The following is a 19,426-nucleotide window of genomic DNA, read 5'->3' on the forward strand; positions in this document are numbered from 1 at the left end:
ACCGACAGCCTCACCGAACGACTGCTGCACCTGTCGGCACCCGCCGGCCACTCACACTGCCCTCCCCGCAGAAGGCACAGCCGCCGCAGGAAACCGGTGCCCTGCATCACACCGGACGGACTGCGGCGGCTGTGCTCTGGAACCAAGGGCATCAGAACTGCCCGATCACCGTCGTGTAAACATCGTGGTACCCCTCTCCGAGGCCGTCCGCGGGACGGGCGTGCGGAATATGCTGGGTACGGACGTCCCAGACCCCGGCGCGCCACCGCTGCTTGGCCACATGCCTGTGAAGAGCGGATCAATCGTCCCCTCGCCCCACGCATCCCCGAGGGAACCGGCTGCGTCCCATGCCCCGGAACATCGGCTGCCGGACCGGTCGTTCACCTGCCCGCACGACAGTACGACCGTACCGGGAGCCCGGCACGGTCTCGTGAACCGAGGCATCCCGCCCATGGGTATCCCACCCGTCCCGCACGTCTACCGGCACGACACCGACAACCGGACGCTGATCACCCTGACCGGCGAGATCGACCACAACTCGGCGACCCTGGTGCACACGGCACTGGAGCGGTGCCTGTACGACGGCATCCGCGCCATCGACGTCGATGTCACCACCGTGACCTTCCGCGACTCCATGGGCCTCAACGCCTTCCTCTACGCCCTGCTGCACACCGCCGCGGCCGGAGGATCCCTCCAACTGCACCACCCCAGCCCGGCGTTGGAGCGCCTCGTCGCGCTCACCGGCTCCGGTTCCCTCTTCCTCACCCTCCCTGATGCCCACGTCGGCACCCGGCCGCCCCCGCAGTTCTCCCCCTTGCATTCGGCCTCGTACCGGCTTCCTCCCGGCCTGCCCGCTCTCCCGGGCGGTGTGCTGTGACGGCCCCGCCCAACTCGGTTCGAACGGGCGGGCGTTCAGGCCACCGGCCGCTCGCCGCGCGCACGACGCCCTTGCGTCTGCGCCGGCTCAACCGCTGGCAGACCGAGGGCCTGCGGGAGGACATGGCGGACCTGTACGCGGAGTCCTGTGCCACCAGGCCCGGTTGGGAGCAGCGCGGCCGAAAGGACTTCCTGCGCCGTCTCACCCGCGACACCTGGCGACCGGGGTTCGCCATGCTGACCGCGCAGGCACCCTCCCTGGTGGGGTACGCGTCCGGATTCCCTTTGGCGCGCGACGGCTCCTGGTGGAGCGGATTCCGCGGACCACTCCCGGAAGATGTCGAGCAACTCACCGCGTCCGGACGGGTCTTCGCCATCAGCGGGATAGTGGTCCGCCCCTCCGAGCGGAATCACGGCCTGGCCGACCGTCTCCAGGAGCTGCTGCTCGCCGACCACCCGGCCCATCTCGCGACGACCCTGGTGGACCGGACCCACCGTGCGGCCTGCGCCGGATTCCGGTCACGGGGATGGCACGACATCGGCCTGCTCTACAGGCCACCGGGCCCAACTGTGCTGCGGGCGCTGGTCCTTCCCCTCGGCGAGCGGACGACGGAGGAACCGGGTGACCGCGCGCACCGTGCACGAATCCAGTAGCGGGGTGGCGAGTGTGCGCACGTGGGATAGCAGCTCCTGTCCCAGACGTTCGTCGAACTGACCGACCGCTGTGTCGGCATGCTCGGGGTGAGTGCGGCAGGGGTACTGCTCGCCGACCGACATGGCGAACTCGCCGGCCGCGCCTCGCCTTGCGGGCCCACCGCAGCGGGTTCGCGGCGGTCCAGGCAGTACCGATGCGCCTACGGATCGAGGTCGTCGGCGCCCTGAACCTCTTCCGCGCCGACGCCGGCCCCTTCGATCCGGCCCGCACACTCATCGCCCGGGCCCTCGCCGACGTAGCCACCCTCAGCCTCCTGCAACAACACACCACCCACCGCGGCACGATCCCCGGCGAACAGCTGCAGGCCGCACTGAGCAACCGCATCCTGATCGTGGTGCGGGGGCTCGCCGCACGGCTATCACCGACTCTCGAACTGACGGCAACCAACCACGGCAGAGTTCGGGAACTCCCGCTCCCGTTCTGATCCCGGCGTCGCCGGGCGCCTGTCGCTGTCCAGGACCGAATCCGGGGACTAGTGTGGGTGGTGCTGCCCTGGCCCCCGGCCGCGCCGCTTCCACCGCGATGTCGCACCGGAGCACTCCGCTCACCCGTCGCAGGGCTTGTGTCGCACCCCCTGCACACGGTGCTCCTGGGCAACCCGATGCGTCCAGCGAGGCAACTCCCTCTGCCCCGCCCTCCTCGACAGGCCATCGAAGCCCAGGCGACGCTCATGTACGTACTGCTTCTCCCGGCGGTGCTCCCGCTCTCCCCGCTCGGCACGATGATCGCGCTGTCCTGGCGGGAAGACCGCCCGCTCATCAGGGGCGTAGAAGTGCGCTGGACGGCAAGACGCTCCACTACGAGGTCCACGCGCCGACGTGCGCTCTTCCCGCCTGCGAGCGACAGCCAAGGCGCAGAACGGGACCACACAGCTCCTACGCCGCTGAAGTGTGCGCCTGCTTCAGGACTCGGCTCAACCGGGCGTGCCCGCGCACCCCGTCGCACCCGTCGACCCCTCAGGGAGGAGAACGAATCATGAACTGCTACGAGTGTCACCAGGCCGGGACGACCACCGCTGCCGTCGCCGTCTGCCGGAACTGCGGCGCCGCCCTCTGCCCCGATCACATCAAGGTCAACCCGCAGCATCTGGAGCGGCAGGAGGGCATGGGTGTGACCACCCTCAAGAAGCCTGCTCGCCGCATCACATGCCTCACCTGTCATGACGCGGAGCACCAGTTCTGACCTGGCCGCGCCACCCACCGGGCGCCGGCAACGGCTGGGCAGCCCGGGACGACCGAGCGACCGGAGGCAGCAAGTGAACGTCGAGGAACACGCACGGTCCGAGATGGTGCCGCACCTACGTCTGGACGAGCTGCTCGAAGAACTCCAGGCCCAGATCCGCGTGGTCCGCGGCACCCGAGGACGCCTCCACGGGCTGCTGCAGGCGGTCCTGTCCGTGGGCCGCGAGCTCGATCTCTCCCAGGTGCTGCGCCACATCACCGAGGCCGCGGTGGTTCTGGTCGATGCCGAATACGGCGCACTTGGTGTCATAGGTCCCGATCAGAGCCTCACCCAGTTCATCACGGTCGGTGTCAGCGAGGCCGAGCAGGCCCGGATCGGGGCTCTGCCCGCCGGACACGGGGTGCTCGGCGAACTGATCAGCCATCCGGAACCGCTGCGGCTGACAGAGCTGTCGGAGCACCCGGCATCGCACGGCTTCCCTCCGCACCACCCGCCGATGCGCTCCTTCCTGGGTGTGCCCGTCAGCGTCCGGGGAGAAGTGTTCGGCAACCTCTACCTCACCGAGAAACGCGGTGGTGCCCAGTTCGACAGCGAGGACGAAGCCGTCCTGTCGACCCTGGCGGTGGCCGCAGGGGTGGCGATCGACAACGCCCGCCTGTACGCGGAGGCGCAGGTCAGAGAAGACTGGATGGCGGCCGGCGCCGAGCTCACCCGCGGCCTGCTCTCCGGAACGCCGGAGACGAAGGTCCTGGAGCTGATGCTGAACCAGGCACAGGACATCACCTCCGCCGATCTCGGCGTGGTCGACCTGGTCACCGCCGGAACGCAGGAACTGCGCGGTGTACTCGCGCTCGGGGAAGGTGCGGAGCTCCATCGTGGTGTGAGGCTGCCGCGCGAGGGGACTCTGAGCGGGGCGGCCCTGGCCGCGGAGCAGTTGATCGTCACCTCGGACGTGGGAAGCGACCCGCGGGTCACGTACCGTCCCGAACGCTGGACGGGGCTGGGGCCCGCGGTCGCTGTTCCCATGAGCACCAGTGACGGAGACCGCGGGGTACTCGTCCTCGCGCGCACCGCCGGGTGCCCGCCCTTCACCCAGGCGGAGATCGCGCCGCTGCCCGGCTTCGCCGGCCAGGCCGCCCTCGCGCTGGAACTCGCCGACAAGCGCAGGGCCGCCGAGCAGGTGAGCCTGCTGGAGGACCGTGACCGCATCGCGCGCGACCTCCACGACCTGGCCATCCAAAGGCTGTTCGCCACGGGAATGACGCTGCAGAGCACGAACCGCTTCGTCGAGCACCCCGAAGTGACCGAGCGGATCGGCCGGGCGGTCGACGACCTCGACACCACCATCAAAATCATCCGGTCCACGATCTTCGGTCTGCGGGCCCACGACAGCACTGCGATCGGCCACGGCCTGCGGGCCCGTGCCTCCAAGACCGCCGAGGAAGCCGTTCCGGCGCTGGGGTTCACTCCGTCCCTGCTCATGGAGGGACTGCTCGACACCGACGTCCCGCACACCATGGCGGACGAAGTCGTGGCGGTGCTGAGCGAAGCGCTGTCGAACATCGCCCGGCACGCACACGCCTCGTCGGCGGAGATCGCACTCGTCGTCCGCAAAGAGCAGCTCACCCTGACCGTCACCGACGGCGGCGTCGGAATCGGCGAGGGCGGACAGCACAGTGGGCTGCGCAATCTCAGCGAGCGCGCCCGGAACCTGGGCGGTGAACTCACCCTGGCCGCACCGCCCTTGGGCGGCACCCTTCTCTGCTGGGCCGTACCGCTTCCCGACCGGCGCTAGCGCGGCCCTACGGGATCATCTGCCCTTGTCGGACATGGGACATGGGCCGGCCGAGCGAGCCCAAGACCGCCGCCTGGACGCGGCGCTCGACCCCGAGTTTCGTCAGAAGCCGCGGGATGTGGTTCTTCACAGTCTTCTCCGACAGATGGACACGCTTGGTCAGAGCGTCCAACTGTCCTACCTCTGAAGCCGGTTGCCCGGAGAGTGCGCACAAGCTACTCATCAGCCGCCCGGTGGTCGCCGGGGCCGCTCCGACGCGCAACTCCTTCCGCAGAGTCCGAGAAATCCCCCGTCTACGGCGGTGGTCCGTCGATGGAGCAGCTCGACCTGCTCGGCGAGCAGGTACTCCCCACACTGCGCAAGGAGTTCGACGCCGGGCGCCCCTCAGATGTGCCGGAAGCCCCCACCCACGCCTCGCTGCTCACCCAGCGCACCACGCAGTCCGAGGAGGCGGCCGAGTGAACCCCGACCCGAACGCGAACACCGCCGAGCCGCTGCAACTCGCGGTCGTATCGGCCGGCCTGAGCGTCCCCTCCTCCACGCGTCTGCTGGCGGACCGGCTGACCGAGTCGGTGCGCGAGCACCTCGCCGACGCAGGGCGCGAGGTGGAGATCCATCTCGTAGAACTACGCGATCTGGCCGCCGACATCGCCAACAACCTCGTCACCGGCTTCCCTCACCCACGCTGGAGGAAGCCATCGAGACGGTCACCTCGGCAAACGGTCCGATCGCCGTCACCCCGGTCTTCTCGGCGTCGTACAGCGGACTCTTCAAGTCGTTCTTCGACGTCATCGACAACGACGCCCTCACCGGAAAGCCCGTGCCGGCCGCGGCGACCGGCGGTACGGCCCGCCACTCCCTCGCCCTGGAACACACGCTGCGTCCGCTCTTCGCCTACCTGCGTGCGGTCGTCGTACCCACCGCGGTGTACGCGGCCTCCGAGGACTGGGGCGGCAACGGAGATCCCCTCACCGACACGCTCCCCAACCGGATCGTGCGCGCGGCCGGCGAGCTGGCCGGGCTGATGCGGGGGCAGGTGGGTTTCACCGCCCGGAAGACGACCGACGACACCGTCGTCGTACCGTTCGCGCAGCAGTTGGAGGCGCTGCGACCCGCATGACAGTCATCGCCGAGAGCCTGCATCGCGGCTGACGGGCGGCCGTCTCCCCTCATCCAACCACCACGTCGAGGAAAGGCCATGACACCAGCCACGCCGCTCCACAGCAACGCGCCTGTACCGGCAGCTGCCTTCGCTGGAAGAGGCTGTGCCAGTCGGACAGTCGGTACGGACCGGCCGATGCGCGCCGACGCCGTACGGAACCGGGCTCGTCTGCCGGAGGCCGCAGCCCGACTGGTCGCGGAGGACGAGGACAGGGTCGAACACATCACCATGGACGCGGTCGCCCAGGCCGCCTCGGTGGGCAAGGGAACCGTCTTCCGGCACTTCGGCGACCGGTCCAGGCTCCTGATGGCCCTGCTCGACCACGTCGAGCAGGTCTACCAGGCTTCCTTCCTCACCGGTCCGCCATCGCTCGGTCCGGGCGCTCCCGCCCTGGAGCGGCTGGAGGCCTTCGGAGTCGCCACGATCAGGTATCTGCTGGCCAACCGGCAACTCGTCCTCGCCGCCGCCCCGCCGGCCGAGCGCCGCTTGTCCGCCCCGCCCATCGGTGCCCGCCGCGCCCACATAGTCAGCCTGCTGCGGGAGGCCGACGCAGAAGGCGACGTCGAACTGCTCGCCGAATCACTGCTGGCCTACCTCGACATCACCCTCCTCAACCACCTCGTCCATCTGCGCGGCATACCCCAGGAGCGGGTGGAAGCCGGGTGGCAGAACCTGCTGAAAGCCGTACGGAGTTCGTGATGGAGCCGGTCACTCTTCGGCCACCGGCGAATGCTCCGGGGCAGCGATCGGTGCTGACTCCTCAAGCCTCCGCAACTCGTTCAGCACGTCCTGTGTGTCCTGGCCGACGAGCGGCGCGGGCCGGGGCGCCAAGGCGCCCGCGCTGCCCGAGAAGCGCGCCATCGGCGGAATCACCCGATAGGTCCCGACCACTGGAGGACTGGTCAGGGGGAGCCGGTCGGCCATCCCTTGGAGAGAGAGGACACGGGTTGCCGGAATTCCGACCTCCCGACAGTATTCGAGCCATTCCTCGGTTCCGATGTCGCCTCTTCCATGGCGACCTCCACGTGCTGCCCCTGGCCGGTCCGCTCACGATGCAGGTCAAGGAGCGCCCGTGACCGCCCCCGCAACCCCCGCTCCGACGATCGACGTCCACGCGCACCTCCTTTTCCCGAGGTCGAGGAGACCGTCGCCGGTCGTCCCGGCCTCGCCGAGGCCCGCGCCCTCGACGCCCGCCGCAACGGCCCGGCCGCCCTGGCCGTGAGCGGTCCGATGATCGGCGCACGCGTGCCGAAGCTGACGGACGCCGCTGTCCGCCTCGCGGCCATGGACGCGCAGGGCGTGGACATCCAGCTGGTCAGCCCGTCCCCGTCGGATGCCTGAACCAGCAACAGCGCATGGCAGAAAGGCCCCCTGTTCGACGCCTTCGCAGCCCAGAACCCGAACAGCACCGCCAGCTGGACCATCCGGGCCGGCCCCAGCATCAACCAGCCCGCCTGGGCAGTCCGTGCCTCCGTCCAGACCTTTGCCGCCGCCGCGAAGGCCATCCCAGGCCAAGACCGCCGCGGCAGAGAAAGCGATCCGTGCCACGGTGCGCGCCCGTGACATACCAGTAGTCACCGTGGAGCCGGATCGCCATCGACACCACCCAGTTGCAATACCTTCGCGAAGGTATTTTACTAGCATCGGACGCACACACTCGACGGGGGGCGAACATGTTCGTCGCACATGAGGAGCAACTGGAGCGGTTGGTAACCCTGCTGGCCCAGTCCCGCCAGGGGGCGGGCCATGCGGTGGTGATCGGCGGGCCGGTGGGCAGCGGGAAGTCGACGTTGCTGCGGGCCTTCGCCGAGCGCGCCGCCGAGTCGGCCGTCGACGGGCCCTCACCCCTCGTGATGACGGGGTGCGGGGATCCTGAGGAGCAGTCGGTGCCCTTCGGTGTGCTGCGCCAGCTGCTGCACGGCAGCACGGACGGCGGCTTGGGGGACGACCGCGAGCTGCGGCGGTTGCTGCAGGAGCCGATGCCGGCGGGGGCGCCGCCCGAGCGGCTGCTGCACGAAGCCGCGCTGGCGTTCACCGCCCTGGCGACGGGCTGCGGACGACCGTTGGTCGTCATCCTCGACGACGCCCGGTTCGTCGACAGCCCGTCCTGGCACTGCCTGACCGCCGTGCTGCGCCGCGTCCGGCGGCCACACACCATGCTCCTGACCGCGGACTCCGGTCAGGGCGCGCCCCTCGATGCACTGCGCCGCTCCCTGCAGTCCCTGGAGTCGCAGTGCCACACCGTCGACCTGTCCCTGCTCACTCCGAAGACGGTCGCCGAGCAGCTCGGCCTGCCCCGCACCGTGGCTGCCGAGGCGGTGGCGGCGACGGGCGGTCATCCCCTACTGCTGGAGGCACTGTCGACGGTGCTCGGAGCGGTGCCGGGCGGCACGGCTCCGGTGACAGCGGGACAGGACGCGGTGTCCCGTGCGGTGACCGGTGAGGTCTTCCGCCGAGCGCTGAACACGCTGCTGCGGCGCTACGGAGAGCCGACCGCCGCCGTCCTGCGGGCGCTGGCCACCCTCGGACCGGGTGCGCGGCCCGCGGCCGTGGCCGGGCTGGCCGGGCTGGACGAGGTCACCTGTGCATGGCATCTGCGGCTCGCCGAGAGCACTGGGCTGCTGCGGGAGGGAGCCTTCCGGCACCCGGCCGTTCCCGGCCTGCTGCTCGGCGAGACACCGCCGGAGGAGCGCAGGCGGTTGCACACACGCGCCGCGGAGGTGCTGCACGAGAACGGAGCGTCCCCGCGTGCGGTGGCGCGGCACCTCGTCGAGGCCGGGAGCGCCGACGCGCCCTGGGCCCCGCCCCTGCTGCACGAGGCCGCCGAACGTGCCACGGCCAAGGGCGAGCCGCAGGAGGCGGTCGAGTACGTACGGCTGCTCGGCCGCTCGTCCTCCGACGAGCGCCAGCTCGCCGCCGCGTCGGCGCTGCGGGTGCGGGCCGAATGGCAGGCCGACCCGGTGCAGGCGCTGCGGCACCTGCCCGAGGCCGTGCACGCCTCCCGTGAGGGCCGCCTCAGCGCCCGTGACACGTTGTCACTCGTCTCCCCCCTGCTGTGGTTCGGGCATGTGGAGGACGCCTTCGACGCCATCCAGCGGGTCGCTGCGCAGCAGGACCGGCTGACCCACACCGAGCGCTCTCTGCTGTACGCCTCCCGGCTCTGGCTGTCCGCCCTCTATCCGGCCGCGGTGCGTGAGCTCGGGGGGCAGGAGGTGGCCGCCGGTCCGGCCGGGTCCGACTCCCAGGTGGAGGCGGCGCTGCTGCTCGCGCTGGTGCTCTGCCCCGATTCCCCGGTCGGCGGGGAGATGGCCGCGGAGCGCGCCCTGCGCCGTGGCACCCTCGACGAACGTACGGTGATGCTGTGCGTGAGCGCACTCGTAGCGCTCATCCACCAGGGACGGCTGGAACTGGCCCGTACCTCCTGCGACCGGCTGGTCGAGGAGGCGGCCCGGCGCGGCATCCCTATGTGGCACGGCCTGCTCGCCGCGCTGCGCGCCGAGATCGCGCTGTACGGCGGTGAACTGGACGACGCCGTACGGTTCGCGCGGACCGCCCTCGAGGTCGTGCCCGCGGAGGCGTGGGGGGTCCGGATCGCGGTGCCGCTGGGCATCCTGGTGCAGGCGCTGGTGGCACGTGGCGAGTACGAGGAGGTCGACGCACTCATCGGCGCCGAGGTACCCGACGCACTGTTCCAGAGTCCGATCGCCTTCTACCACCTTCAGGCGCGGGGGCGTTATCTGCTCGCGGTAGGCGGGTACCGGGCCGCGTTGAAGGAGTTCCAGCTGATGGGCGAGCTCGCCACCCAGTGGGGTGTGGCGCTGCCGGGCCATATGGCGTGGCGGCTGGACATGGCCCGGGCCCATCTCGCCGCCGGCCAGCCCATGCGGGCACGAGAGCTGGTCTACGCGGAGCTGGGGCGCACCGCCCAGGACGACGCCCCGGGCCGGGGGTCGGCGCTGCGGCTGCTCGCCGCCGCCGCGGAGGGGGACAGCCGCCTGGAGCTGTACCAGCAGGCGTGCGAGGCGCTGCGGGTCACCGGGCCACGCCTGGAGCTGGCCCATGCGCTGGCCGGGTGGGCCGACGCGCAGCGGGCGTCGGGAGACGCGGCGGCCGCGGAGGTGACGCTGGCCGAGAGCCGCCGGCTGGCGCTCGCGTGCGGAGTGCGGGACGTCGAGCGGGTCCTCTCGGTCTACCGGACGGTGGCCGGGCCGCAGGACGAGGAGGGTTCGGAGCCGGCGACGGCCGGGCTGAGCGAGGCGGAGCACCGGGTCGCCGCGCTGGCCGCGGCCGGGTTCAGCAACCGCCGTATCGCGAGCCGTCTGTTCATCACCGTCAGCACCGTCGAGCAGCATCTGACCCGGATCTACCGCAAGTTGGGCGTGACCCGGCGAAGCGAGCTGGCCACGGTGTATCCGCTGGTCGACGCCGGCATCGGCTGACGGGGCCGGGGGGCGCTCCCCTACCGGTAGGGACCTGCGAGGCGCACCGTGCGCGGTGTGCCCGCCGTGGCGTCCGCGCGGTCGCGCCACTCGCGAGGGTGGCCCAGGGAGACCTCCTGGAAGGGGACTCTGTCGTGCCAGGAGGTGCACGGGATGTGCAGGTGGCCGTAGACGACGGCGGCTGCCCGGTAACGGCGGTGCCAGTCGTGGGTGTGCACTGTGCCGCACCACTGAGCGAGTTCCCGGCAGGGCAGCGCCTCGGTCGGCTCCTTGATCAGGGGGAAATGGTTCACCAGGACGGTGGGCAGGGACGAATCCAGCGCGTCGAGGCGGACGCGGGTGGCGCTGACGCGGGCGTGGCACCAGTCGGCGGGCCCGGCGAAGGGCTCCGTGTGCAGCAGGAACTCGTCCGGGCAGACCACGCCCGCCTCGTGGGCCCGAAGGACCGCCTCGCCCGTGCTCGCCGTGGACGGATCGCGGAAGCTGTGGTCGTAGAGGAGGAACAGCGGGGCGATCGCGACCGGACCGTGCGGGCCGGGCCAGATCGGATACGGGTCCTCCGGTGTGAGGACGCCGAGGCGGCGGCACAGCTCTACCAGGGCCTGGTAGCGCTCGGCGCCGCGCAGCTGGACCGGGTCGTCCGGGCGGGTCGACAGTTCGCGGTTGCCGGGGGCCCACACCACCTGCGCGAAGCGGTCGCGCAGCAGGCGCAGGCCCCATTCGACGTCGTCGAACCGGTCCCCGATGTCGCCGGCGACCAGCAGCCAGTCCCCGTCGGTGGCGGGGCGCAGACTCTGCACGAGCAGGCGGTTGGCGTCATGGCCGACGTGCAGGTCGCTGATGGCCAGCAGCCGGCCGCGCGCGCCGCTCACACCGGGCTCCGGTCCGCGGTCGCGGTCCGCAGCCGCGCGGTGATCTCGGCGGCGACCTCCGTCACCCGGGCGTCGAGGTAGAAGTGTCCGCCGGGGAAGACGCGGAGGTCGGTGTCGGCGGTCGTGAGGCCGGCCCATTCGGTGACCAGGTCGGGGGTGTCGGTCTCGGTGTCCTGGTCCCCCGCGAGGACGGTGACGGGGCAGTCGAGCGGCGCTCCCGGTACGTACCGGTAGGTCTCGACGGCCCGGTAGTCGGCCCGGATGGTGGGCAGGGCGAGGGCCAGCAACTCCTCGTCCTGAAGAACCTGTTGGTCGGTTCCGCTCAGCCGGCGGATCTCAGCGAGCAGTCCGGCGTCGTCCCGCAGGTGCACGGTCTGGGTGCGCGGCACGCTCGGCGCGCGGCGGGCCGAGGCGAAGAGGCGCAGGGGGCCGGTGGCACGTTCCGCGGCTCTGCGGCGGGCGGTCTCGAAGGCGAGCACGGCGCCCATGCTGTGTCCGAAGAAGGCGTACGGCCGACCGTCGAGGACGGTGCGCAGGGCGCCGGCCACGCCGTCGGCGACGGCCGGGATGCTGCCCGGGTGCGGCTCGTGGCGGCGGTCCTGGCGCGCCGGGTACTGCAGGGCGAGCACCTCGACGTGCGGGGCCAGGGCCCGGGAGAGCGCGAGGTAGGCGCTGGCCGCTCCGCCGACGTGCGGGAAGCAGACGAGTCGGGGAGCGTTCGGCGGGCAGGGGGTGAAGCACCTGACCCACGGGTTCTCGGCTTCCTGCGGCATGTTTCGGTCTCCTTGGCGCGGTCCGGCGCGCGGCACGGGGGGGGCGAGCGGGTGTCAGGTGCGGGTGCCGTGGGGAAGGCCGGGAGGCGGGCGGACGGGCACGGACCGACGGGGACGACGGTCCAGCCGTTCCCGCCCGCCTCCGGGGTGTCAGTCGGTGCTGCTGTCCCACTCGGGCTGTTCGAGGATCTCCAGGACGGCGCAGCCGAAGTGGAAGCCACCGCCGATGCCGAAGAGCAGCACCTTGTCGCCGGGCGACACGGCGCCCGTCTCCAGCAGGTGGACCAGCCCGGCGGCCTGGTCGCCCGCGCCGATGTGGCCGACCTGGCGGCCCCAGTGCCACAGGGCCTTCTCCTCGGTGACGCCGAAGGCCTGGGCGCGGGAGTCCCAGTCGACCAGGGTTCGGCCCGCGTTGGGGAAGACGAACCGGGCCACCTCGTCGCCGGTGATGCCCGCGTCCGCGAGCGCCCGGTGGATGGTCTCCTGCTCCCGTACGGTGATCGACTGCACGAGTTCGGGGACCGTGGTCTGCCCGCGCTCCAGGTACTGCTTGGTGCGGGCCCGCAGGTTCACCGGCCAGCCGTGTTCGCCGCTGCCCGAGGCCCATTCGCCCTGGCCTCGGTAGACCCCTTCGTGGGTGGGGTCGTCCAGCAGGGCGGTGGACAGCAGCCTGGCCACGCCGGGGCGGCGGGACAGCACCAGCGCGGTGGCACCGTCGCCGCGGAGCATGCCCTTGTCGGAGCGGTAGCGGTCGTACCCGGGCAGGTTGAACTTGTCGCCGGTGGTCACCAGCGCCGAGTCCGGTCCGGAGCGCATCGCCGAGAGATAGGCGGCGGCCACCTCGATCGAGGCCATACCGCCGTTGCAGGCCTGCTTGACCTCCAGCGCGGGTGCCGTGCCGCCGACGGCGCGGTCGAGGATGTACGACACCGGGGTGAAGTGGTCCAGCCCCTGGAAGGACGTGGTGGCGTGCAGGAACAGGGCGATGTCATCCGCTGCGGTGCCGGAGCGGGCAAGGGCCTTCTTGGCCGCGGCCACCGTCATGTCGGCCGGGGACTCCTCCCCCGCCACGCGCACCGCCAGGTAGTCGTCCTCCTTGCACTCCTCCGCGTCGTAGCGGCCGTCGGCGACGGCGTCGAGCACGTCCTCGGGTTCCCCCAGCCAGGCCGCGCCGGCGCTGACGTAGATGTCGTTCCACTGCATGGGTGTTCTCCTTGGTCACGGATGGGGCGTGCGGCGCCGGTCATTCGGCGGCGACGGCCGCCTTGGAGGTGTCGGGGACCGGGGCGGCGCTGGGCCGGGGCTGCTTCTTCAGGCCCAGGCCGATGACCGCGCCGACGAAGGCGGCCACCACGGCCACCCAGCCGGCGGTGCGCAGGCCACCGATCAGATCCGAGGCCGGCGGGACGGCGCCGGAGCCGTGCAGGCTGGCCGTGACGACGGCGACCAGGGCGGCCAGGCCCAGCGCGCCGCCGATCTGGCGGGAGGTGGAGGCCAGGGCGGAGGCGACACCCTGCTGTGCGGGGGCGGCGCCGGACGCGGCGACGGCGACGAACAGCGACGGGAAGGCGAAGCCGCCGCCGGCGCCCCAGATCACGATGCCCGGCAGCACGGTCCAGTAGGACCCGTCCGTGGTCATCCCGGCGACGATCGCCGCGAGGCCGACGCCGGTGACGACGGTGCCCCAGAACAGGGTGGTGCGGACGCCGTACTTGCCGAGCGCCTTGGCGTTGAGCTTCATCGAGACGGCCATGGAGACGACGGTCGGCGGCAGGAACGCCAGGCCCGCGGCGAGCGGGCTGTAGCCGAGCACGTCCTGGAGGTAGGTAGTGAGCAGGTAGTAGGTGCCGCCCAGCGAGGCCTGGAAGACGATCATCGCAAGCATGGCGACGTTCAGACCACGCAGCTTGAACAGCTGCAGCGGGACCAGCGGGTCGGCGGTGGCCTTCTCGACCAGGACGAAGACGGCCAGCAGCACCAGGCCAGCGCTCAGAGCGCCTGCGCCCTGGAGCGAGCTCCAGCCCTTGTCGGGTCCGCTGACCAGGCCGAACACCAGGAGCGTGGAGCCGGCGGTGGCGATGACCGCGCCGGGCGCGTCGAAGCTGCGACCGCTGCCGGTCCGGTCGGCGGGGAGGATGTTAGGGGCGGCGAAGGCGGCGATCAGGGCGAGCGGGACGTTCACGAAGAACACCCACTCCCAGCCGAGCGAGTTGGTGAGGACTCCGCCCAGCAGCGAGCCCGCCGCGAGGCCGGCGCCGCCCATGGCGCCCCACACGGAGGTGGCACGGTTGCGCTCGGGACCGGCGGCGAAGTGGGTGAAGATCAGCATCAGGGTCGCCGGGGTGAGCAGCGCGCCGCCCACACCCTGCACGGCACGGGCGGCCACCAGCAGCCCCGGGTCGCCGGACAGGCCGCCGGTCAGCGACGAGACGGCGTAGATGACAAGGCCGGTGACGAGCATGCGGCGCGGGCCGATGCGGTCGACGGCCCGGCCGCCGAACAGCAGCAGCCCGCCGAGGGCGACGGCGTAGGCGCTGACGACCCACTGGAGCGTCTGGGCGGTGAAGCCCAGCTCGCGGCCGATGTCGGGGAGCGCCACGTACACGATGTTGTAGTCGATCGTGACGATGAACTGGGTGAACGCCAGCAGGGCGAGCGTCAGCCCGGACCACCGTGGCGATCGGGCGTCGGAAGTGACCACGGTCTGCCTTCTTTCTGAGGATGCGGGGCAGGTGCGGCGTTCGTGGAAGAACACGGAGAGGGAGGTGCCCCGGAGAGCGGGGGGAACGCGGCCGCTCGCCCACGCGGGGGATGAGCGGGCGAGCGGCTCTGACAGTGACCGTAGGAACGGTCGCCCCCTACCGACAACCCCAGGTCGGAGGGGCGGCACCCCTATGTTCTCGGGGGAGTGCGGGTACGACGGAAGGCCGCCCCGGCGGGAGGCCGGGGCGGCACGTTCGGCCGGCTGGATCAGTTGAAGAAGGCGTGCAGGCGCTTGACGCGCTCGCCCTCGATGATGACGACGTCGGTGCCGCCGGCGACGGCGGCGCCGGGGCGGCCGAACTGCCAGGAGAACCGGGCCTGGTCGTGGTGGCCGTTGACCTTGGCCGTCAGCCCGAACGACAGGCCGGGCGGGAAGTTCTTGCTCAGCCGGCCCAGGTAGGCGTCGATGGCATCCCGGCCGACCAGCTGGGCGTCGGGGTCGCAGTACTCGGCGTCCTCGGTGAACAGCGCGTCGATCAGGGCCCGTCGGCGGGTGTCGTCCGCCTCGTTGGCGACGTCGATGAACTTCTCGACGATCCCCTGGTAGTCGTGGCTCATGGGTACCTCTCTGTTCGGATGGGGGGTTTACCTGGTCGGACCCAGGACGACCGGCAGCTCGGCGAGACTGCGCACAGCCACCGCGCCGTTGGTGGGCGGGGTGAGGGTGACGGCGTCCACCTCGTGCCGGAAGAGTGTGGTCAGCGCGACCTGGGTGACCAGGCGGGCGATGGGGGCGGCGACGCAGAAGTGGATGCCGTGGCCGAAGCCGAGGTGGCGGACCGACGGGCGGGTCAGGTCCAGTTCCTCGGGACGGTCGTAGGCCTCTGGGTCGCGGTTGGCGGCGCCCAGCACCATGAAGACCTCGTCGCCGGCCTTGACCTGTGTGTCGCCGATCTCCGCGTCGTCGAGGACGGTGCGGTTGATCAGCTGGACGGCGGAGTCGTAGCGCATCAGCTCCTCGACGGAGCGTGCGGTGTGCTCGGGGTTGTCGCGGAACCAGGCCAGTTGTTCGGGGTGCCGGAACAGGGCCAGCGCGGAGACACCCATCATGGCCTGGGGTGCGCTGAAGCCGGCCAGGAAGATGTTGGCGGCGGTGGTCAGCACCTCGACCTCGGTGAGCCGGTCACCGTCCTGCTCGACGGCGACGAGCTGGCTCATCAGGTCGTTCTCCGGCTTGGCGCGGCGCGCGGCGATGAGTTCCAGGGATATCTCGACGTAGCCCTCGCGGGCCGCGATACGTGCGTCCAACTCCGCAGGCGAGAGCGTGTAGTTGGGGTCGAGGCCGCGGCCGGCGTCGTTGCCGTACTCGATGCAGCGGGCCAGGTACTTCTCCGGGACGCCGACGAGGACGTTGAGGACGTAGGCGCCCAGCGGGCGGAAGTACTCGGCGACCAGGTCGACCGGTGCGCCGCCGCTCTCCCGGCGGAGCCGGTCCAGGAGATCGGCGGCGAACTTCTCCGCGAGGGGCCGTACGGCCTCCACCATGCGGGGCGTGAACGCCTTGTTGATCAGGGAGCGCAGCCGGGTGTGGTCCGGTGGGTCCATGAACATCACCACCCTGGACTGGCCCTCGGAGGTGGGTATGTAGGTGTCCTGCACACCGGCGCCGTCGCCGCGGCCGAAGCGCGGGTCACGCAGGACGGCGGACAGCTCGCGGTGGCCGAGCACGGCGTAGCCGGCCTCGGTGGGGATGACGTTGCCGCTCGTCTCGCGCAGCGTCCGGTAGACGGCGTAGGGGTCGGAGTGGAAGGCCGGGTCGAAGGGGTCGTACGGCAGCACCCTGGGGCCGGTGCCGGTCAGTTCGGGCAGCGTCTCGGTCATGACGGGGATCCCTCGGAGTCAGCGGTGAACTCGACCGGCAGGTCGAGCAGGACGGTGTGCTTGTTGTTGGCGCCCCAGCGCACCGGGCCGGCGGGGCGGATCTCGTGGGCGTGGTCGAGCAGTTCTTCGAGCACCATCCGGATGAGGAGCCGGCCCACCTCGTCACCGAGGCAGTAGTGCGGTCCGTGGCCGAAGGAGAGGTGCGGATTGGCGGTGCGCCGGACGTCGAAGCGGTCGGGCTCGTCGTGGACGGCCTCGTCGCGGTTGGCCGAGGGCCACCACACGGTCACCTTGTCGCCGGCCCGGATGGTCTCGCCGTGCAGCTGTACGTCGCGTACGGCGGTGCGGCGGGTGTAGGGGTTGGCCGGGGCCCAACGCAGGATCTCCTCGACGGCTCCGGGCAGCAGGGCGCGATCTGCGCGCAACTGCTGCCACTGGTCGGGGAACTCGGTGAACGCCTGGACGCCGGCGGCGATGGTGTTGCGGGGCTGTTCGAACCCGGTGACGAGGAACAGCACGGCGTTGCCCGCCCGTTCGGCGTCGGTGAGCGGGGGCAGGCCGGTCTCCGGGGGCAGTTCCCCGGCGGAGATCAGCGCGCCGAGGTCGTCGCCGGGCGTGGCGCGCCGGGCTGCGACGAAGTCGGTGAAGTACTCCTGCATGGCGCGGAAGACGGCCACCGAGCGGGCGTCGGGCTCACCGGTGCGCCGGTTGGTGAAGCCGAGGACCTCGCGCACCCAGCCGGTGAGCAGCTCCCAGTCCGTCTCGGGTACCCCGAGGAGGACGGCCATGGCGCGCAGCGCGAAGGGCACGGACACCTCTTCGACGAACTCCCCGCTCCCCCGGGCCACGGCGGCGGCCACCAGGTCCGCGGCCAGGCCGCGCAGGCGCTGTTCGAGGGCGGCGACGGCACGTCCCGTCACGGACGGGGTCAGCAGGTGCTTGATCGCGTCGTGGCGCGGGTTGTCCATCATCGGCAGCAGGACACCCGCGTGGACGCCGACGGGCATGTCGTCGAGGTGGGTGCCGCCGCCCTTGCGTCCTCCGCCGCCCTGGGCGGAGAACGCCGGGTCGGTGGTGACGAAGGCGATGTCGGCGTGGCGGGTCAGCACCCAGAAGCCCTCGCGGTCGGCGCTGTGCCCAGGCGGGTGGTACAGCAGCGGCGCCTCGCGGCGCAGCCGGGCGAAGAGGTCGTAGGGCAGGCCGGCCGCGTAGCGGGACTGGTCGGTGAGGTCGAATCCGCCCAAGACGTCGGGCAGACGGGGTGCGGTTGTTTCAGTGGTCATCGCTGGGATGCCTCTCGGTCGCGTCCGGAGACGGACAGCCAGGCGCGGCTGATCGCCGCGTAGTCGGGTTCGGCGCCGGACCGCACGACTGCCAGGCGGCGCCTGGCCGATTCGATGCGGTGCCGGGCGCCGGTGCAGTACACGTCTGCCAGCGCCTGGGCGTCGCCGTCCTCGCCGGTGCTCGTGAGATGGGAGGCCCGCGCCAGGGCGGCACTCACGGAGAGCACCTCGGCGGCCGTCTGCGCGACGAGGGCGAGGGTGCCCTCCTGTGCGTACAGGTCGGTGAGGTCGTCGTGGCCGTCGGCGAGTTCCCGGCAGGTGCGGGCGAGGTCGGCGGTGTGCTCGGCCAGCGCGGTGAGATGGGCGCGGTTGGCCTCGGTGAGATGGGCACCGGCGTCCGTGGACGGGCCGGGGTCGGTGGAGGGTTCGGCACGGCCGAGGGCCGGGTCGCGGTGAAAGGCGGCGAGCAGCAGTTGAGCGGCCTGGTTGTCGAGCTGGAAATCCACGTTGCCGGCGATGCGCAGCCCGCGGGCGTCCCGGTAGGCACGCTCGACGGGAAGGTCGGGGGCGCCGCGGCGGCGCTTGCTGGCCACGGTCTCGAACCCCTCGGCGCCCAGCAGGGACACCGTGCGGTCCGCGATCCGCCCGGCCGTGCGCACCAGGACGTTCTTGGCGAGGAACTGCTCCAGCCAGCGATCGCTCAGACCGGCCCCGATCAGACCGAGGCGAGCCACGCTCTCCATGGCGTACACCTCGGCGACGGTCGTGGCGACGAGCCGCTGGATCTGCTCGTAGTCGCCGAGCGGGCGGCCGTCGACGGTGCGGCGGACGACGAAGTCCCGGGACCACTCGGCGCAGTTGCGGGCGATGGCGAGAGCGGGGGCCCCGGTGAAGTGCAGCCGGCCGACCAGGCCGAGGAAGCCGATGGCGGCGGGCAGCCGGTCTCCGTCCCCCTCGACCAGGACGTGCTCACGGGGCACCCGCACCTTGTGCAGACGCAGCGCGCCGTTCGGCAGGCCCCTGCTGCCCATGAACTCGATGGCGGAGGCGACCTCGAATCCCGGGGTGCGGGTGTCGACGAAGCAGACCCCGACACGGCTGCGGTCGGGATCGTCGAGGACCGCCGAGACGGGCAGCAGGTCGGCCACGGTGCCGTTGCCGATGAAGAGCTTGTCGCCGGTCAGCTCGTAGGCCGTGCCGTCCGGGGTGGGTGTCGCGGTGAGCACAGGACGGGAGTTGTTCTGCCCGGCGTGGTCGGTGTCGCCGAATCCGGAGACGGTGCCCTCGGTGATCCGGCGGCGCACATGGGTGGCGAGCGGGCCCTCGGGCAGGGCGGGCAGCATCGCGGGAGCGCCGACGCCGGCCTGGATCGCCATGATCTGGGCGGCGGGCACGGACCACTGAGCGGCGCGTGCCACCGCCTCGAAGACGGCGTACGAGGAGAGGTCCAGGCCGCCGAGTTCGGGGCCGACGCCCAGCCTGAGGTAGCCCCGCCGCTGGAGGTCGTCGAGGAAGTCCTCCGGGAGGGTGCGGGTGCGGTCGAGTTCCTCCGGGTCGACATGCCGCTCGTAGAAGGCTGCGATGTCGGCGACGGTCTTCTCGTCGGCGGCCCGCTCCTCGGGGGTGCGCTCCGGGAAGGGGTCCAGCGCGTCCCAGCGGAGCCGGCCGGATGCGAGGCCGGGCAGGATTCCGCGAGCGGGCGCGCTCGAACGGTCGTCGGACCGCGAGTTCATGATGGGACTCCT

At 71.6% G+C, this 19,426-nt stretch carries 17 protein-coding genes and 3 pseudogenes; 10 read left to right on the forward strand and 10 right to left on the reverse strand.

Features of this window, described 5'->3' with window-relative positions; genetic code table 11:
* Positions 1–451 precede the first annotated feature (451 nt).
* The 5 genes from OC490_RS07090 (at position 452) to OC490_RS07110 (ending at position 4,568) form a co-directional block, all read left to right on the forward strand.
* Positions 452–877, forward strand: a complete 426-nt coding sequence (locus OC490_RS07090; RefSeq protein ID WP_262056952.1) for an STAS domain-containing protein — start codon at positions 452–454, stop codon at positions 875–877.
* A gap of 71 nt (positions 878–948) precedes the next feature.
* Positions 949–1,530 carry a GNAT family N-acetyltransferase gene (locus tag OC490_RS07095; protein ID WP_262056953.1) on the forward strand — a complete coding sequence of 194 codons (582 nt, stop codon included), beginning with the start codon at positions 949–951 and terminating at the stop codon, positions 1,528–1,530.
* Between the two features lie 194 nt (positions 1,531–1,724).
* The gene (locus tag OC490_RS07100) at positions 1,725–2,015 is read left to right on the forward strand and encodes a hypothetical protein (protein WP_262056954.1); all 291 of its coding nucleotides are present in this window, start codon (positions 1,725–1,727) and stop codon (positions 2,013–2,015) included.
* A 551-nt stretch (positions 2,016–2,566) separates the two neighbouring features.
* A complete protein-coding gene (locus tag OC490_RS07105; RefSeq protein ID WP_262056955.1) occupies positions 2,567–2,773 on the forward strand; it encodes a DUF2180 family protein in 207 nt (68 codons plus the stop codon).
* 103 nt (positions 2,774–2,876) lie between these two features.
* The gene (locus OC490_RS07110) at positions 2,877–4,568 is read left to right on the forward strand and encodes a GAF domain-containing protein (RefSeq protein ID WP_262057192.1); all 1,692 of its coding nucleotides are present in this window, start codon (positions 2,877–2,879) and stop codon (positions 4,566–4,568) included.
* Between the two features lie 7 nt (positions 4,569–4,575).
* On the opposite strand, the pseudogene OC490_RS49525 reads toward OC490_RS07110, so the two are convergent.
* A pseudogene (locus tag OC490_RS49525) lies at positions 4,576–4,812 on the reverse strand (LuxR C-terminal-related transcriptional regulator); the annotation flags it as partial.
* Between the two features lie 68 nt (positions 4,813–4,880).
* On the opposite strand from OC490_RS49525, the gene OC490_RS07120 reads away from it, so the two are divergent.
* The 3 genes and pseudogenes from OC490_RS07120 (at position 4,881) to OC490_RS07130 (ending at position 6,429) form a co-directional block, all read left to right on the forward strand.
* On the forward strand, positions 4,881–5,030 hold the full coding sequence (locus tag OC490_RS07120; RefSeq protein WP_410098591.1) for a hypothetical protein: 150 nt from the start codon (positions 4,881–4,883) through the stop codon (positions 5,028–5,030).
* Positions 5,027–5,688: pseudogene (locus tag OC490_RS07125) on the forward strand (FMN reductase). Before OC490_RS07120 ends, OC490_RS07125 begins: the two are co-directional and overlap by 4 nt.
* A gap of 177 nt (positions 5,689–5,865) precedes the next feature.
* On the forward strand, positions 5,866–6,429 hold the full coding sequence (locus OC490_RS07130; protein ID WP_262056956.1) for a TetR/AcrR family transcriptional regulator: 564 nt from the start codon (positions 5,866–5,868) through the stop codon (positions 6,427–6,429).
* Between the two features lie 9 nt (positions 6,430–6,438).
* Here OC490_RS07130 and OC490_RS07135 read toward each other — a convergent pair whose 3' ends face one another.
* Positions 6,439–6,654, reverse strand: coding sequence for a hypothetical protein (locus OC490_RS07135; RefSeq protein ID WP_262056957.1), 216 nt, complete (start codon positions 6,652–6,654; stop codon positions 6,439–6,441).
* Positions 6,655–6,802: 148 nt separating this feature from the next.
* Between OC490_RS07135 and OC490_RS07140 the strand changes: the two are divergent.
* Together OC490_RS07140 and OC490_RS07145 are read left to right on the forward strand one after the other, a co-directional pair.
* A pseudogene (locus tag OC490_RS07140) lies at positions 6,803–7,062 on the forward strand (amidohydrolase); the annotation flags it as partial.
* 341 nt (positions 7,063–7,403) lie between these two features.
* On the forward strand, positions 7,404–10,169 hold the full coding sequence (locus tag OC490_RS07145; protein WP_262056958.1) for a helix-turn-helix transcriptional regulator: 2,766 nt from the start codon (positions 7,404–7,406) through the stop codon (positions 10,167–10,169).
* A 20-nt stretch (positions 10,170–10,189) separates the two neighbouring features.
* On the opposite strand, the gene OC490_RS07150 is transcribed toward OC490_RS07145, so the two are convergent.
* The 8 genes from OC490_RS07150 to OC490_RS07185 form a co-directional block, all read right to left on the reverse strand.
* Complete coding sequence (locus OC490_RS07150; RefSeq protein ID WP_262056959.1) at positions 10,190–11,041, reverse strand: metallophosphoesterase family protein; 852 nt, start codon at positions 11,039–11,041, stop codon at positions 10,190–10,192.
* On the reverse strand, positions 11,038–11,814 hold the full coding sequence (locus OC490_RS07155; protein ID WP_262056960.1) for a thioesterase II family protein: 777 nt from the start codon (positions 11,812–11,814) through the stop codon (positions 11,038–11,040). The genes OC490_RS07150 and OC490_RS07155 overlap by 4 nt, the downstream gene beginning before the upstream one ends.
* 150 nt (positions 11,815–11,964) lie before the next feature.
* Positions 11,965–13,017, reverse strand: a complete 1,053-nt coding sequence (locus OC490_RS07160; protein WP_262056961.1) for a ketoacyl-ACP synthase III family protein — start codon at positions 13,015–13,017, stop codon at positions 11,965–11,967.
* A gap of 40 nt (positions 13,018–13,057) precedes the next feature.
* Positions 13,058–14,515 (reverse strand): MFS transporter, encoded by a 1,458-nt coding sequence (locus OC490_RS07165; RefSeq protein WP_262056962.1) that lies wholly within the window; start codon positions 14,513–14,515, stop codon positions 13,058–13,060.
* A gap of 269 nt (positions 14,516–14,784) precedes the next feature.
* Positions 14,785–15,135 carry a nuclear transport factor 2 family protein gene (locus OC490_RS07170; RefSeq protein ID WP_262056963.1) on the reverse strand — a complete coding sequence of 117 codons (351 nt, stop codon included), beginning with the start codon at positions 15,133–15,135 and terminating at the stop codon, positions 14,785–14,787.
* A 27-nt stretch (positions 15,136–15,162) separates the two neighbouring features.
* Complete coding sequence (locus OC490_RS07175) at positions 15,163–16,398, reverse strand: cytochrome P450 (protein ID WP_262056964.1); 1,236 nt, start codon at positions 16,396–16,398, stop codon at positions 15,163–15,165.
* A complete protein-coding gene (locus OC490_RS07180; RefSeq protein ID WP_262056965.1) occupies positions 16,395–17,681 on the reverse strand; it encodes a cytochrome P450 in 1,287 nt (428 codons plus the stop codon). Before OC490_RS07180 ends, OC490_RS07175 begins: the two co-directional genes overlap by 4 nt.
* Entirely contained in the window at positions 17,678–19,414 is a 1,737-nt protein-coding gene (locus OC490_RS07185) for an acyl-CoA dehydrogenase family protein (protein WP_262056966.1), read from the reverse strand. Before OC490_RS07185 ends, OC490_RS07180 begins: the two co-directional genes overlap by 4 nt.
* Positions 19,415–19,426 lie beyond the last annotated feature (12 nt).

Source organism: Streptomyces sp. STR69 (assembly GCF_024519455.1).
Lineage (GTDB): Bacteria > Actinomycetota > Actinomycetes > Streptomycetales > Streptomycetaceae > Streptomyces.

Coding starts and splice junctions, on each gene's coding strand:
- OC490_RS07090 (WP_262056952.1), top strand. CDS start 452: ATGGGTATCCCACCCGTCCCGCACGTCTACCGGCACGACACCGACAAC.
- OC490_RS07100 (WP_262056954.1), top strand. CDS start 1,725: ATGCGCCTACGGATCGAGGTCGTCGGCGCCCTGAACCTCTTCCGCGCC.
- OC490_RS07105 (WP_262056955.1), top strand. CDS start 2,567: ATGAACTGCTACGAGTGTCACCAGGCCGGGACGACCACCGCTGCCGTC.
- OC490_RS07110 (WP_262057192.1), top strand. CDS start 2,877: ATGGTGCCGCACCTACGTCTGGACGAGCTGCTCGAAGAACTCCAGGCC.
- OC490_RS07120 (WP_410098591.1), top strand. CDS start 4,881: ATGGAGCAGCTCGACCTGCTCGGCGAGCAGGTACTCCCCACACTGCGC.
- OC490_RS07130 (WP_262056956.1), top strand. CDS start 5,866: ATGCGCGCCGACGCCGTACGGAACCGGGCTCGTCTGCCGGAGGCCGCA.
- OC490_RS07135 (WP_262056957.1), bottom strand. CDS start 6,654: ATGGCCGACCGGCTCCCCCTGACCAGTCCTCCAGTGGTCGGGACCTAT.
- OC490_RS07145 (WP_262056958.1), top strand. CDS start 7,404: ATGTTCGTCGCACATGAGGAGCAACTGGAGCGGTTGGTAACCCTGCTG.
- OC490_RS07155 (WP_262056960.1), bottom strand. CDS start 11,814: ATGCCGCAGGAAGCCGAGAACCCGTGGGTCAGGTGCTTCACCCCCTGC.
- OC490_RS07160 (WP_262056961.1), bottom strand. CDS start 13,017: ATGCAGTGGAACGACATCTACGTCAGCGCCGGCGCGGCCTGGCTGGGG.
- OC490_RS07170 (WP_262056963.1), bottom strand. CDS start 15,135: ATGAGCCACGACTACCAGGGGATCGTCGAGAAGTTCATCGACGTCGCC.
- OC490_RS07175 (WP_262056964.1), bottom strand. CDS start 16,398: ATGACCGAGACGCTGCCCGAACTGACCGGCACCGGCCCCAGGGTGCTG.
- OC490_RS07180 (WP_262056965.1), bottom strand. CDS start 17,681: ATGACCACTGAAACAACCGCACCCCGTCTGCCCGACGTCTTGGGCGGA.
- OC490_RS07185 (WP_262056966.1), bottom strand. CDS start 19,414: ATGAACTCGCGGTCCGACGACCGTTCGAGCGCGCCCGCTCGCGGAATC.